The organism is Streptomyces sp. NPDC006335 (genome assembly GCF_040612795.1).
Lineage (GTDB): Bacteria > Actinomycetota > Actinomycetes > Streptomycetales > Streptomycetaceae > Streptomyces.
In genome coordinates this window covers 1-13,384 of record NZ_JBEXQX010000019.1, presented here as the reverse complement: position 1 = coordinate 13,384, position 13,384 = coordinate 1, and the positions used below count along the sequence as shown (strand labels likewise).

Genomic DNA, 13,384 nt, shown 5'->3' with positions numbered 1-13,384 from the left:
CGTACCCTGAGGAGCACGTGCATGCTGTTGAGGCCCGGAACGACCTGCGCTGAGGCGATCGCGCTGCTGGACCGCCTGACCAACCAGGGGCTTACCGACCTCCAGAACGCCGCACCCCACCACTTCATCGCCCGCACCACTGACGGGGTGACCGAGAACTGGGAGCAGGCCGCCAACCGTGTGGTGGCCCAGTACGACCGCTGGACGCTTCAGGCCGCCACCGACCTGTTGGAGACGTTCACCGACCGGTCGGTGGCGGCTCGGCTGCGCGGCGAGCGCTACAACGCGATCGTGCACGGCCAGTTCACTCCGGACCGATGGACGCTCCTGCTCAACACCGAACTGCAGGAAGTGCGCACGTACTTCATGGATCTGGCCAACGAGCTGCGTCGGATGCAGGACCGGTTCACCCGCCACCGGGTGCGGACGGTGGTGCTGGACACCAACGATCTGTTGCATTACATGCGCTTCGACAAGATCCCGTGGCAGCGGCTCTTCGGCCGCGGCACGTCCGTGATGATCCCCCACGTCGTACTCGACGAGATCGACAAGAAGTCCTACGAAACCCACGACACCGGTGTCCGGAAGCGGGCACGCGGCGTCTTCGCGCTCCTGGAGCAGACCCTGGCCCAGATCGAGTCCGACGGCCACGCGGTGGTGAGCGAGGACACCGTCGTCGACGTCCTGCTGGACGAGCCCGGGCACGTGCGCCTGCCGAACAACGACGATGAGATCGTCGCGCGTGCCTGCTACCTGCAGCAGGCCATCGGCCCCGCCCCGGTCACGGTAGTCACCGGGGACAACGGGATGCGGGCTCGCGCTCTGTCCTGGGGGCTGAAGGCCCGCGTCCTGGACGAGAAGTACAAGATCGAGCGGCTGAGTGCGGCAGAGAAGACGGCCAACGAACAGACCATCACGTTCGACGTGCCCGACGACGAGAACGGGTAGTCCGGGCTCGGCCGGCCTTAACCGGTGGACCAGGCGCGCAGCTGCGCGGCGATCTCCTGCACGCGTGCGCCCTTGTGCTTGGTGCGCATGACGAGCGCGAGGGCTTCCTCCGGTTCGTAGTCCAGTGTGACGCCGTTGGTGTTGAGGAACGTCTCGGCGACGAGCCAGGCGAAGAACTCGTTCTTCGCCTCCAGTGGTTCGTGCAGCGCGATGGTCTCCAGCATGGCCGCGGCCTTGAGCCAGTCGCTGGCGTACACGTCGCGGCCCATGTAGTGGGCCTGGACCCGGGCGCAGACGGCGTCCAGCACCCCCAGGTCGAGACAGGCCGGGTCGCCCGGGAGGGTCTGTGCGATCTGCAGAAGCTCTTGTGCCGTGAGGAATCGCGTCACGCGGCGTGACCGTGCTGCTGAATCTCGCGCAGGTCGCGGCTGCCCATGGGGGCGGGGTCAGGCCAGGCATCGCCGGTGTCGGCGGCCTGGGTGTCCTGCGCGGCGAAGGCCTCGGCGAGCTGCGGAACGCGGTCGCGGGTCTTGCCGAGGGCCTTGAGGAACGGGTCGTCGGCGGCCTTGAGCGCCGCGTCGCGGACGAAGTCCTCGGGGGACTTGCCGGCGAGGTGGGCGGCCGCCTCGACGCGCGCGTACTCCTCCGGCGCGAAGGGCGGAACCTGGGGTCCGTGCTGGTCCATACGAGCGACGGTACCAGCGGGCCCGGGCCTCTCCGAGGGTGTTCGGGCAAGAAGAAAGGGGCAGCGGCCGTTGGACGGCGGGTGCCCCTTTAAGTCTGCAAGGAGCGTACCACGTGATCGTCGACTCACGCGGCGTGCGCGATCCGCTCGGCTAGGGTTCTGCGGTGGCTACACCTCCTTCATCCGATCCGTACGCCCGGCATGTGCTGGCCCGGATGTCCGACCTCTTCACCGACGAGGGCACACCGTGGGCGCGCCGCCTGTGGGACATAGGTTCGGTGCTGGCCCTCGAGGAACTGTGGGAGGCCGGCTACTGGCAGACCCACGGCGTGCTGACGCCGGCCGCGTGCGACTGGCAGCGCAACGAGCTGAACGCGCTGATCGGCCCCGACCGGGGGCTCGGCGACCGGGACCTGCGCCGGGAACTCACCAGCCTGCTGAAGAACCCGCTGCCGGATCCCAGCCCTGAGCGCCGCCGCCTCAAGGAGATCATCGGACACGTCCGGGTCGGCTATCTGGAGCGGTGGGCGGTAGCGGTCAACGTTCCCGTCGACGAGCGGGTCAAGCCGGAGCGGTTCTCCCGCACGGTGGCCTCCCACCTCCTTGACCTGGGCTACAGCGCCAGCCACCTCAAGGCCTGGGCGAAAGGCCTCTACGACGCGCGTGCCACCACGGCGGATATAGCGGACAGTGCCGCCGGCCTCGCTCGGACCCCGGCCCAGCCGTACGAGGTTCTGGTGGCGCTGGAGAGGGTGCCCCGGCGAGAGCTCGCCGAGCCGCTGGAGCACTGGTACGACAAGGGCAAGGTCATCGCCTGGTTGCGCGAACACGGCCACGCCACTTCCGGTGTCCGGCCCGGCGGCGGGTTCGTCTACCGGTTCACGGCGCTGGACCCGTTCAGCGCCGCCGAGCAGGCACGGCAGATGGTCGAGCGGATGACCGCCCGCTCCCAGTTCCTGCGCCGGGACCGCGGAGGCGTGGAGCCCCTCCCCCACATCTGGGTCGCCGGACACCCGCAGCCCATCCCGCTCGATCCCCCGGCGCGGGGCGCCGACGTCCTGACCCTGGTCAACGAGGGGCACCTCTACCAGGTCGCCGGTACCCGCAGCCGGATCGACGACGCCCTGGAGCTCGCGGCCGCGGTCAACCGCGGCCCCATGGCTCCGGCCGTCGCCGGCGCCTGGGCCGCCGTCGAGTCGCTGCTGACGCATCCGGACGACCCCAAGGGGGAGAACGAGCGGTCCGGTAAAGCCGTGGCGGCCGACCGGATGGCCGCCATCATCGCCTGCTCGTGGCCCCGCGCCGAGCTCACCGCCCTCGCACACCACCACAAACCCCGTATTAAGGATGATCTCGCCCGGAACATCGCCGCCTGCACCACGAACCAAGAGCGCGCCCGCCTGGCAGCCGGTGCACTGCACTCGGGCGGTGCCTCAGCTCTGGACTTCACCGGGGCCTCCACCAAATACAGTGACCGGCCCGCAGCCCAGCGCATGGCCGACCTGGTGCAGAACCCCCGCCCGGTGTTGTGCGACGTCGCAGGCGCATTCCGGATCGCGCTGCGCCGCCTGTACCGCACGCGGAACATCGTCCTGCACGGCGGTGCCACCCAGGGCGTGGCGCTGGAGGCGTCGCTGCGCACCGCCGCCCCACTGGTCGGCGCGGGCCTGGACCGCATCGTGCACGCCGCGTACGCCGAAGGCCTCGACCCGCTCGACCTTGCGGCCCGTGCCGAAGTCGCGCTCAAGCTCGTCAACGGCGAGACCGGGCTCTCCGTGGTCGACCTCCTGGAACCAGTCTGACCACCGGGCACGCGAGGTGCCACGCGTTCGCCGCGGCCCGCTTCGAGTGAGCGCCCCCGAAACGGCGGCCCGTGTTGCCTGGGCGGCTCTACGATGCACGGATGGCTTCCTACGCGAAGGACCCGCGCTGCCTCGCCATGGCTGAGGCACTGGTCCCGCTGCTGCGCCGCGCCTGTCCCGACGGCGCCGGCGGCTACGGCGGCTCCTACCAGGTGAACCTGGACGACGAGGAAGCCATCGGGCTCGGCGGAGTCGAGCTGATCAGGGCTGCGATGCGCAAGGCAGCCCGTCAGCTCGACTGGAAGGTCACCACCATCGGGTGGATCGGCACCCGCTTCGGCACCATGGTCGCCATTCAGGACACTCGTGAGGTCCCCGAGGAGTTTCGGGCGGTGGTCGACGCGGCGATGAACGAGCGCATGAGCGCCGCGCTGGCGAAGGTGTGGAGCGAGCCGGGCGAGACGCCTGTCCAGCGGGGGTCAGTCGCCCTGATGACGCAGGAGTTCCGCGCGGCTGTCGCCGCAGCGACCCCCTGATCCGATACGGCCCGCAAGCCTTGCCCGCGACCGAGGGCAAGCGGCACGATCCGCGTTGGCCGGCCTTCGCCCGCCGCTACGGCTTCGACACTGACCGCCCGTGAAGTGGAGCGCCTGGTCCTCGCCGCCGTCGACCTGTACGTCGACCGCGAGAACCCTGCCGAACAGCTCGCCCGCGAGGAACAGCAACGCCGCGTCCTGACCGCCTATCTCGGAGGCTGGGCACGGCGGGCGGGGGAACGGCCTACAGCTGCGCGACTCCTGGGGGAAGCGCAACGCATATCGCGGGACGGAGCTTTCGGACTCTGCCCTCCTGGGCACCAGACGAACTCGGTGTGATTAAGGGTCCATCTGCCGCAGACCCTTCTTCAGGGCCCGGTCAGGTCCCCTTGCGCAGGAGCCGGGTGATGCGCAGGCCTGTCTCGCGGGTGAACGGGTCGTCGGGCGGTAGGAGTGCCAGCTCGACGGCCAGCGCCCTGGCCCTGAGGTCGACGGTGGCCTCGACGAGGTCTGCGTAGGTCGCCAGGGAAGCCCGGGTTCGGTACCAGCCGGTCAGGGCCGTCGCCATGCCGACTACGGCCGAGGGCCACCAGAAGGGCGTCACGGCGAGGTAGAGCAGGCTCCAGCCCAGGAGGTCGCCAGCCTGGCCGAAAGAATCGCGGGCGGCACGGATCTCGGCGCGCGTCTCCTCGGGGACGACCAGCCACAGGCGGGGCCAGACGGACGCGAGATCGAGACCGTAGGCGTGCCAGATGCGCACGTCCACACTCCGGGCGCGATCGGCCGTCCAGGTGGGCCTGGCCGGAAAGGCCAGGGCGATGCCGTTGCGGACGGCGGCGAGCTCGTTCCTCCGGGCGGGCAGGTCGGTCTCGTCGTCGGCGAACAGGTCGGCGAGGGCGTCGTCGGCGGCGGTCCAGTCGTCTTGGCGGCGCTGGACGAGGTGGCGGGAGACCGGACCCGTCCATCGGCGCAGCCACATCCGGTGGACCAGGAAGCCGCCGCCGCGGGCGGCCAGCGCCGCGGCCGACGCCCACAGCATCGTCAGCGCGACCGCCAGGAGCACCACACTCGCGCCGCCCTTGTCGAGCCAGGCGTTCGCGGCGGTGGTTCTGTCGGCCAGGACGCCGAGGTCCAGGGCGTGGTCCTGCGGCAGCGCCCACGCGATCAGCGTCGCGCCGGCGAACAGCAGCCCGGGAAGGACCAGCACCGTCAGCCACTTCTCCGCGATCTTGCTGCCGAACCCAGAGAGGAAGGACTCCACCGGTCACGCCTCGATGAGCGGAGTGCCGGCGATCGCGCATCGGGGCGGGCCGTCCTTGCCAGGGACGTTCAGCCACGTCCGCGAGCACAGGCCGGCCGGGCACACGTAAAGGTCGGCGTCGGTGTGGCCGCCGTCGATCCCGAAGACCCCGGTGATCACCCGGCGACGGCGCGGCTCCGGCAACCCGACCGACTCGATCAGCGTCGTCAGGCCCGCGTCCACGTCGGCGCCGCTCGCCGCCGACGCGACGAGCGCGTCCAGCGCCGCCCGGTCGGACGCCGTGTGCACGCGGGCGTGCAAGTCCTCGAAAAGCTGGCAAAGACGGCGAATGCTGGACCTCGGGTCAGGCACTTTCGTACAGTAAGGCCAACCTTGTGGAGTAGTAAATGGATCTGCAGTTCGCCCGACGACATCTGGTGAGCCTCATCGAGTCAGGAGCGGATCCGGCCACCGTCCTCGCCGACGCGCGGGCCCTCCTGGAGGAGCTCGACCAGGACGCAGGCCTCTACTCCGACATCGGTGCCTACGCCAGCGACAACGGCGAGTCTGAGCTGGCGGCCGAGTACTTCGAGACGGCCCTCGACTTAGAGCCGGACAACCCGCTGCACCACTACGACCTCGGAGTTGCGCTGCTGCGCCGCGGCCGGCCCGCCGAGGCCCGCCGCTCCCTGGAGCAGGCCATCGCGCTCCTGCCCTACTACACGGACGCTCTGGTGAATCTCGCCGTCGCCTACCTGGACATCGACGAGCCTCTCGCGGCGTTCGCGGCGGCCAACCGCGTCCTGGACCTCTACGGCGACCAGCCGCTCCCCCAGAACGTCGAAGGACTCGGCGCCACCGTCGGCCACTGGCTGCGCTCCCCCGACCTGGACGAGCCGAGGACGCTGAAGGCCGCTCTGGAAGCCGTCGGGGAGGGCGCGCTGGAGGAGGCCCGCGAACTGCTGGCCGTCCTCGCCTCCGGCCTGGAGCCGGGCACGGCGAGCCGCGCGGTCTGCGAGGAGTACGCCGCGACGGTCGCCTTCCATCTCGACCGGCACTCCGACTACCTGGCTGGGCTCGGCCAGCGGCGCGAGATCGTGCCGTGCGCGCAGGCGTTCATGCCCGTTCTGGCCATTGACGTGGCGGAGGCGGGCAGGATGCGGGACGTCGACAGGCTCTGCCACCTCCTGGTGGCGGAGATCGATCCGCAGCACGTGCCCCGGGGCCCGGTGATGAAGATGCAGACCAACGCCGCGCGGGGCTCCGGTTCGGCGACCTACTCCGTTTCCAGCGGGGACGACGGCTTCTACGAGATCACCCCCGTCGGCAACATGGCCGACGTCGTCGCCCCGGGCGGCGACCGGTACCGGTTGTACGACTACTCCGGCGCCTACGCGGCGTTCCACGCGCCATGAGCGGCTTCGAGGAGGCGCTCCGGGCGGGACGCCTCGAGGACGCCCTGCGCCTTGCCGAAGCCGCAGTCGCCGGGGGCGGCCCCGAGGCGCCGGCGGCGCTGCGTGATCTGGCCCGTGCCAGGATCCGCACGGGCCGGTTCCCGTCGGCAGTGGCCGCCGCGGAGGAGGGCCTGCGCAGGGACACCGGCGCCCACGAGGCGGAACTGCGGATGATCCTCGCGGACGCCTACGAGCGTCTCGGGGAGTTCAACAGGGCAGAGGCACTCTGCCTTCAGGTCTCGGCATCCATCGTCGGCCTGTCCTCGCTCGCGAGGTTCAGGACCCTGGTCCACCGCAACGTCGCCACGGCGCGCCTGGCCGAACGGCGCGGCGAGCTCCTGCGCGCCGAATACCTGCTGAACGCGACCCTCAGCGCCGGGCGTCAGGCAACAGTCCCGACGGCGTCCCCCTCCCCAGACGCCCTCGTGGCGCAGGAGTTCTTCGGCGGCGTTGAGCACCTCGTGCACCTTCACCGCGGCCGGGTGGCCCGCAAGCTGGGCGAGCGGTCCCTCGCCGAGGCCGAACTCGGCGAGGCGCTCGCCCGGGCGCGGTCCCTGGGTGACGCCGAGGCGATGATGCTGTCCCACGTAGAGTTCGCCCGGCTCGGCGAGAGCCCGGCCGTGGCGTTGAACCATCTGCTCGAGGCGCTGTGGTGGCACGAGTCCCCGCAGACCGAGTTCCGCGACGACGAGCTGCGCGCGGCGGTGCGCGCCGACCAGGAGGAGCTCTTCCAGGACGCCATCGACCAGGCCTTCGACGTCGGGTCGGTGGGGATGGCGTGGCGGCTGAGTGAACGCGCCCGCGCCCGGGTCTTCCTGTCGCGCATGGGTGTGCGGCCCGACCCCCCGGTAGCTCCGCCCGGCAGCCGCGCCCGCGCCTCACGCGCCGTCACCGACGCCGTGTACAAGCGGAGCTACCTGGGCGGCGCCCGCCGGAACGCACGCGTGCTCGCGGCCCTGGAAGAGAAGGAACAGATCGTGCTCGGCCCGGCGTCCGAGCTCGCCGCGCCTGGCCGCCGGGACGATCGGACGGGGGTCCTGCAGTACTTCGTCAGCCGGACGCGCCTCTACTGCACGCTGGAGGCGGGCGGCTCGCTGAAGATGGCCTGCCTGCCGGTCGGCGCGGCCGTCCTGAGAAGGAAGGTCGTCCAGCTCCGCGACCGTCTGGAGACGCTGGGATCCGCCGTCGACCTGCTCTCCCGCCAGCTGCACCACTGGCTGATCGAGCCCTTCGATGCCGAGCTCGACGGCCTCGACCATCTGGTGATCGTCCCCTACGGGGTGCTGAGCCATCTGCCGTTCGCGATGCTGGGCCGCGAACGTCCGCTACTGGAGCGGGTCGGGATCTCCTACGCCCCCAGCACAGCGATCCTGAACCGGCTGCTCGACGCCCCCGCCGCGGCACTGGGCACCTCGATGATCATCGGTGATCCGCATCCGGACGACGACGAGCTCGCGCTCCCGTACGGCGAGCGTGAGGCCCAGCGGATCGCCGCCCTCCTGGGCGCCGACCTCGCGGTGGGGCCCGCCGCGACGACCACGGCGTTCCGGGACTCGCTCGCCACCCACGACGTCGTCCATCTGGCCTGCCACGCCTGGTTCGACCCGCAACGGCCGCGCGAATCGGCGCTGGTGCTCGCCGACCCGGGCGATCCCCGCCGTCCGGGCCGCGTCACGGTTGCCGAACTCACCGGCCAGCGTGCCCGGGCGCGCCTGATCACCCTGAGCGGCTGCCAGACCGGACTGGCCGACCTCGCCCCTGGTGGCGAGCTGGACGGATTGGTCCGCGCCTTCATGACCGCCGGCGTCCCCAGCGTGATCGCCTCCCTCTGGACGGTCGACGACCGGTCCACCTCCGACCTGATGACCTCCCTCTACACCGCGCTCTCCGATGGCCTCCCGCTCGCCGCCGCCCTCCGCGCAGCCACGCTAGCCGCCCGTACCGCTACCCCTCATCCCCACCATTGGGCACCCTTCTGCCAGTACGGAGACTGGACCACCACCTTCGTCGCCTCCCGCACGCCGATGAACGAGGTCACCCCAACCATGGACTGAGTGTCCAGGAGACCGGGAGGAACCGTGGGGACGGCCCGGACTGCGGGAGCTGAGGCTGGAGCTCGGAAGTCGGCCACCTCACCGCGCACGGCCTCATGCTGGAGATGCTCGGCGGGCCGCTGAGCGGATCGCCGTGATGCTCCCCGGGCACGCCGATCAGGTGCTGGCCATCTATCAGCTCGGCAGAGACACGGCGACGCCGCCTTCGAGACCACCACCCCGCCTGGGATGCGTTCGACGCCACCAGGCTGCCCGCGCACCGCTTGTTCGCCCAAAAGTCTGGGGACTGGGCCGTGGGCTGGGCTGCCGTCGTGCCGGCTTCGGACCGGTGTGCGTACGCGGGCCTGGGGAATTGCAACGCATATCGCAGGACGGAGCTTTCGGACTCTGCCCTCCTGCGCGCTAGGCGAACTCGGTGTGATAGAGGGCAAATCTGCCGCAGGCCGACGTCAACTACGGTGCACGTGCACTTGGATGCACGTCTACTGCCAAGTGCCCCAGTAGTATGAATGGCGCTTCACCAGACACTCCCTTGAACTCCGCGTTGGGGGACGCGAGTTCACAGGACCACCGGGGTCCGAACCGCGGGTCCCGGAGGGAGAGAAAGGTGAGGTGGTGCGGTGTCCGGCCTGGACAAGCACGGCAGGAAGAAGTGGACCGGCCCAGAGAAGTGGCAGGTCATCCTGTCGGGGCTGAGCTTCGGGGTGGCGGCCATCGCCCTGGTGGGACAGTTCTCTCAGTACTTCTGAGTGCCCGCCCGAGGACCCGGTCGGACCGGCGGCTGCATGCAGCGAGCCCGGTCGGCATCTACTCGACCGGGCTCGTCAACTGCGTGAAGGCCTAGTTCTGGTGCCAGCCGGAGCTAGGCCCTTCGTGCATCTCGCCTCATCCGAGCCGAGAACAAGAAACTCATCGAGCTGAGTTACCTCGACTTCACGCTGACTCGACGGCAATCTAATCTCTCACGACCTCTGATTCATTGCCAACATCCGCGATCGTCGCCGGACTACGTTCTCGCTACGTTCTCCGTACGCTCTCGCTACCTTCTGACTGCGCTCTGAGTCCGTGAGCCAACCACGGCTCCGAGTCTCTGGATCTGCTCACAGCGCTCGGGAATCGTCTCGCTGATGGCGTTCCGTGCCCTGACTTCATCCGTTGGTGGTTGTCTGAGGCTCCGTCGCTCTTCTTGAGGCTGGCCGATTCGGGCGCCGACTTGGCGCATCCGTGTGCCGGGAGCCGAGGACCTCGCCGAGGGCGGGCCACAGAACCGTGTTGCGCCCCCAAACGGGGTCGATGAGCGTGACCTGCCAGGCCCGGGCGACCTCGCGCACGGCCCGGCGGTCGCAACCGGGCAGGATCCGGCGCACCGCACGCGGCGGCACCCAGTTCCCCATCCCGGTGTTGACCCGGGCACCCCACGTCGTGACGTCGACCGCGTTGCGTTCCCCGTTCTCGTCGACCCGGCTTCCCGGCCGGTACGCCCGTACGACCAGACCGGCCTCGGCGGCCCGCGCGCACAGGGCCCGGGCCAGCGCCGGGTCCGCGACGAATCCGGAGACGAACGCCCTCTGTCGCCACGGCAGTTCATGGAACGTGGCAAGTTCGCCCGGCTGAGAGCCATCGGTGAGGAACCCCGCCTCATTGGCGGCCGCGAGGGCCTCCACCAAGGGCACGGTCTCCGAATCCGGGCCGCCGCGATGCCCGTTGGGGTGCCAGGAGAGATGTCCGCGCAGCCAGCGGGCCGTCAGGACCGCGAGCTCCTCGAACGCGCGCGCCTGCTTCCAGGTCCGGATCTCGGCACGGCGCCTGCGGTCGGCATCCCGCCACCGGCGCAGCGGCGCCATCCCCTCCCCCACCATCCTGAGGACGCGGGTGGCCCGGCCGTCCTCCGCCGTGCGCGTGGGGTCCGCCATGGCGGAGGACAGCAGGGAGAGGGTCCGGTTCATGCTTCGGCCCGGATCGAACCGACGTCGACGCTCTTGATGCCGTCGAGCAGGGCGGGCTCCTGCTCGACGTATCCGCGCACCAGGACCTGGTCGCCGACCTTGAGCGAGCGTCCGAGTGCCTCCTCGGCCGCGGTGAAGCGGCTGGCGGACACCCGGGCGTGTGCTGTCTCGCCGTCGTGGCTCTCCAGCAGCAGACGTACGTGTCCGGCGAACCGACGCACCGCCGCGATCGTCACCGTGGCCTCGACGCGCTCGCCTTCCCGGATCCGCTTCAGGGGCTTGAGGGAGGCGCCCAGGCTGTTGTGGTGCTCGACGGGCAGCGCGCCGGGCATAGGGACGGGCTGGCGCGGACCGGGAAGGATCTTGCCCGCCCGGTAGGCCTCGGCCAGGTGGTCCAGGTGCTCGGGCCGGTAGCCGTCCGGGAGGTAGAGGAGAGCGCAGGCACGGTCGAGCCGCCGGTGGAGGATGTTCAGTTCGTCGTCCGCGTCCCACATGGACTGCCACTGCTCGCGGGTCAGCTCGGTGCCCGGGACGTGCCGCAAGGGCTCGCTGTCCCGCTTGACCTCCAGGTAGCGGCGGATCGTCGTCTCGATCTCGGAGCGGCTCAGGAACTCGGTCGCGAACTGGCGGGTGTGGTGCTCGTCGTACCAGGACGGCAGGCAGTACTCCGAGCTGCCGGTGCGCCGCGTCCGCCCGAGGATCAGGGGCGTGGGACGGTCCGCGCGGCTGGACCGGACGGGCGTGGTCGAAGGGGTGGTCTGGGTGGTCATCGCAATCGCCTCGCAGAAGCGTGGGGGACGCCCCGGCCGGACGGCCGGGGCGATTCGTCTCGTGCCTGGAAGTGCGCTGCTGAGCTGGGCTTTGCCCGGGGTGACCTGGCGGCCGCGTGACGCGTCAGCCGGTCGTCCACTGAAGGTCCGAGACCGCCAGGGCGTCCGTGTCGCACAGGCGCACGAGGTCGCGGGTGGACAGGCCGCTGCGCTGCGCGCCCTCCCAGACCAGCTGAGGCGAGACGGCACCGGCGACGTGCTGCAGGGTGTCCGCGCAGAAGAGCGCCATCAGCTGCGGGTCGTCGGCGTGCCGGGCGCTGGCCTTCCTGCCGGCCGCGAGGGTCTGCTCGTACACGCTGTCGCCCGCGCGGCGGGCGGACTTGGACTTCTTCGCGGCGGGCTCGCTGGTGGCGGGCTGGTCGGCGGGGGCGGCGTCCGGCTCGTACCAGCAGTACATTCCACCCCGGGCCGCGCGGAACGCTGCCTCCGTGGGGACCTCGTGCACCCAGTCGGCATCGGCGGACGGCGAGCGCTGCGCGGTGCTGGGGACGCCGTAGACGGCGACGGAGCCGACGTGCGACGTGTACTTGCCGGAGTCGCGGACCGCTTCCAGTTCCTCGCGGCTCTGGGACGGCAGCAACTCGCCGTCCGCACCGCGGCGGGGGCCTCCGTTGACGATGTCGCCGGCAGGGTTGACGAGATGCCAGGCCTGCTCCACCGCCGTCAGCGGCGAGACGTAGCGGGCGATGTCGAGCGCCCCATCAGCGTTGCGGTAGACGGCGACCATGCGCTGGCGGGTGGCCTCGGGGCCGTCACCGAACCACATCTCCAGGCGGCTGAGGGCCCATCCTTCGAGGCGGGTGACCAGGCCAGGACCGCCGTAGACGAAGATCAGGTCTCCGACGGCAGGGGGTGCGACCGGGTTGGACTGTTGGATGCTGACCGTTCCGATGCTCATGCGATCCCCTTGAGGGAGGCGAGTAGGTTGGCGAGGTATCAGGTTGCCGCTTGATACTTAAAATCAATAATACACCTTCGAGGGGAGGGTGCAAGCCCCCTTTCCCGACCGACGCCTCCGAGACCGACGCACCCGGGCGTTGGCCGCTCCTTCGCGCCTCGTATGCGCTACGCTGCCGCCGATGGTGCGGCATCACGCGCATGCCAGGCCATGTCAGATTCCCGGCCGGAACCGCACCCACGCGCCCGGCAAGCGGACAAGGGTCTCCGACTCGCGCGGCATCTCTCCTTGAACCTGATGACTCCTGCTGCGGCATGGGCGTGGGCATGCTGCGGAAGGACTGTCATGACGAGGGACAAGAAGCGCAAGGCCGCGATCCGCGAGACGCAGATTCAAACCGGCCGCCGCTACACCCAGGCCGCCCGCGAGATGCCTGCCGCGACCGAGCGGGAGCCAAACGGCTTCCTGCTCTCCCAGCTGCTGACCGAGTGCGCCACCGTTGCCCCGGCGGCCATCGACTGGGGCTACGACTCCGAACTCGCGCCAGAAGTGTTCCACTCCCGTCTGCTCGGCGGTGCCGTCCCTTACGGCACCGTTCTGGAACTCGCCGGCTCACTAGCACAAGAGGGACGCTCCGCACGCCTCACGCTGGAGTCCATGAGTCCTCTGGAAGAGGCAGTCGTCGTCTGCGGCAACCGCCGCTTCCAGCTCATCCTCACGCAAGACATGGCCAGGGAGCTGTGCCAGACACCCGCCTGCCGGAACGACCAGCCCGGCTGGGCCTTCCTCCACTGTTCCAGCCACCTCCCGGACTGCAGCGGCGACGCCCTGGTCTCCATGACCGAGGATTGGGCGTACAGCTTCAAAACAGACACTGGCCGTGACGTGGACCGTCTCGAAGGCAGCGCGGAAGCAGACCTCCTCATCAAGGCTGCCACCGCAAACGGCACCTATGAGCGCGTCAGCAAGGCTCTGCTCGATTCCCTCTTCG

The 13,384-nt window shown here is 70.2% G+C and carries 14 protein-coding genes; 7 read left to right on the top strand and 7 right to left on the bottom strand.

What is annotated here, in order from left to right:
- Window positions 1-21: 21 nt before the first annotated feature.
- A complete protein-coding gene (locus ABZ098_RS36445; RefSeq protein WP_356598043.1) occupies window positions 22-948 on the top strand; it encodes a PIN domain-containing protein in 927 nt (308 codons plus the stop codon).
- A gap of 17 nt (window positions 949-965) precedes the next feature.
- On the opposite strand, the gene ABZ098_RS36440 is transcribed toward ABZ098_RS36445, so the two are convergent.
- Together ABZ098_RS36440 and ABZ098_RS36435 are read right to left on the bottom strand one after the other, a co-directional pair.
- Window positions 966-1,337 (bottom strand): fic family toxin-antitoxin system, toxin component, encoded by a 372-nt coding sequence (locus ABZ098_RS36440; protein WP_356598042.1) that lies wholly within the window; start codon window positions 1,335-1,337, stop codon window positions 966-968.
- Window positions 1,334-1,633, bottom strand: coding sequence for a hypothetical protein (locus ABZ098_RS36435; RefSeq protein WP_356598041.1), 300 nt, complete (start codon window positions 1,631-1,633; stop codon window positions 1,334-1,336). The genes ABZ098_RS36440 and ABZ098_RS36435 overlap by 4 nt, the downstream gene beginning before the upstream one ends.
- 164 nt (window positions 1,634-1,797) lie before the next feature.
- Between ABZ098_RS36435 and ABZ098_RS36430 the strand changes: the two genes are divergently transcribed.
- Both ABZ098_RS36430 and ABZ098_RS36425 read left to right on the top strand, forming a co-directional pair.
- Complete coding sequence (locus tag ABZ098_RS36430) at window positions 1,798-3,435, top strand: integrase (protein WP_356598040.1); 1,638 nt, start codon at window positions 1,798-1,800, stop codon at window positions 3,433-3,435.
- A gap of 101 nt (window positions 3,436-3,536) precedes the next feature.
- A complete protein-coding gene (locus tag ABZ098_RS36425; protein ID WP_356598039.1) occupies window positions 3,537-3,971 on the top strand; it encodes a hypothetical protein in 435 nt (144 codons plus the stop codon).
- Window positions 3,972-4,350: 379 nt separating this feature from the next.
- On the opposite strand, the gene ABZ098_RS36420 is transcribed toward ABZ098_RS36425, so the two are convergent.
- A complete protein-coding gene (locus tag ABZ098_RS36420) occupies window positions 4,351-5,232 on the bottom strand; it encodes a hypothetical protein (protein WP_356598038.1) in 882 nt (293 codons plus the stop codon).
- A gap of 3 nt (window positions 5,233-5,235) precedes the next feature.
- Entirely contained in the window at window positions 5,236-5,520 is a 285-nt protein-coding gene (locus tag ABZ098_RS36415) for a hypothetical protein (protein ID WP_356598037.1), read from the bottom strand.
- Window positions 5,521-5,618: 98 nt separating this feature from the next.
- Between ABZ098_RS36415 and ABZ098_RS36410 the strand changes: the two genes are divergently transcribed.
- The 3 genes from ABZ098_RS36410 (at window position 5,619) to ABZ098_RS36400 (ending at window position 9,468) form a co-directional block, all read left to right on the top strand.
- Window positions 5,619-6,626, top strand: coding sequence for a tetratricopeptide repeat protein (locus ABZ098_RS36410; protein WP_356598036.1), 1,008 nt, complete (start codon window positions 5,619-5,621; stop codon window positions 6,624-6,626).
- Complete coding sequence (locus tag ABZ098_RS36405; protein ID WP_356598035.1) at window positions 6,623-8,719, top strand: CHAT domain-containing protein; 2,097 nt, start codon at window positions 6,623-6,625, stop codon at window positions 8,717-8,719. The genes ABZ098_RS36410 and ABZ098_RS36405 overlap by 4 nt, the downstream gene beginning before the upstream one ends.
- A 620-nt stretch (window positions 8,720-9,339) precedes the next feature.
- Window positions 9,340-9,468 carry a hypothetical protein gene (locus ABZ098_RS36400; protein WP_356598034.1) on the top strand — a complete coding sequence of 43 codons (129 nt, stop codon included), beginning with the start codon at window positions 9,340-9,342 and terminating at the stop codon, window positions 9,466-9,468.
- A gap of 399 nt (window positions 9,469-9,867) precedes the next feature.
- On the opposite strand, the gene ABZ098_RS36395 is transcribed toward ABZ098_RS36400, so the two are convergent.
- The 3 genes from ABZ098_RS36395 to ABZ098_RS36385 form a co-directional block, all read right to left on the bottom strand.
- Window positions 9,868-10,665: a hypothetical protein gene (locus tag ABZ098_RS36395; protein ID WP_356598033.1), complete on the bottom strand. Its 798-nt coding sequence runs from the start codon at window positions 10,663-10,665 to the stop codon at window positions 9,868-9,870.
- On the bottom strand, window positions 10,662-11,435 hold the full coding sequence (locus tag ABZ098_RS36390; protein ID WP_356598032.1) for a hypothetical protein: 774 nt from the start codon (window positions 11,433-11,435) through the stop codon (window positions 10,662-10,664). Before ABZ098_RS36390 ends, ABZ098_RS36395 begins: the two co-directional genes overlap by 4 nt.
- A 124-nt stretch (window positions 11,436-11,559) precedes the next feature.
- Window positions 11,560-12,393 (bottom strand): hypothetical protein, encoded by an 834-nt coding sequence (locus ABZ098_RS36385; protein WP_356598031.1) that lies wholly within the window; start codon window positions 12,391-12,393, stop codon window positions 11,560-11,562.
- A 345-nt stretch (window positions 12,394-12,738) separates the two neighbouring features.
- On the opposite strand from ABZ098_RS36385, the gene ABZ098_RS36380 reads away from it, so the two are divergent.
- The coding region (locus ABZ098_RS36380) for a hypothetical protein (protein WP_356598030.1) at window positions 12,739-13,384 on the top strand (646 nt) is incomplete at its 3' end.

Bases quoted from the DNA above. Each gene is read 5' to 3' on its own strand.
- ABZ098_RS36385 (WP_356598031.1), bottom strand. From the start codon at position 12,393: ATGAGCATCGGAACGGTCAGCATCCAACAGTCCAACCCGGTCGCACCC.
- ABZ098_RS36390 (WP_356598032.1), bottom strand. From the start codon at position 11,435: ATGACCACCCAGACCACCCCTTCGACCACGCCCGTCCGGTCCAGCCGC.
- ABZ098_RS36405 (WP_356598035.1), top strand. From the start codon at position 6,623: ATGAGCGGCTTCGAGGAGGCGCTCCGGGCGGGACGCCTCGAGGACGCC.
- ABZ098_RS36410 (WP_356598036.1), top strand. From the start codon at position 5,619: ATGGATCTGCAGTTCGCCCGACGACATCTGGTGAGCCTCATCGAGTCA.
- ABZ098_RS36395 (WP_356598033.1), bottom strand. From the start codon at position 10,665: ATGAACCGGACCCTCTCCCTGCTGTCCTCCGCCATGGCGGACCCCACG.
- ABZ098_RS36445 (WP_356598043.1), top strand. From the start codon at position 22: ATGCTGTTGAGGCCCGGAACGACCTGCGCTGAGGCGATCGCGCTGCTG.
- ABZ098_RS36435 (WP_356598041.1), bottom strand. From the start codon at position 1,633: ATGGACCAGCACGGACCCCAGGTTCCGCCCTTCGCGCCGGAGGAGTAC.
- ABZ098_RS36425 (WP_356598039.1), top strand. From the start codon at position 3,537: ATGGCTTCCTACGCGAAGGACCCGCGCTGCCTCGCCATGGCTGAGGCA.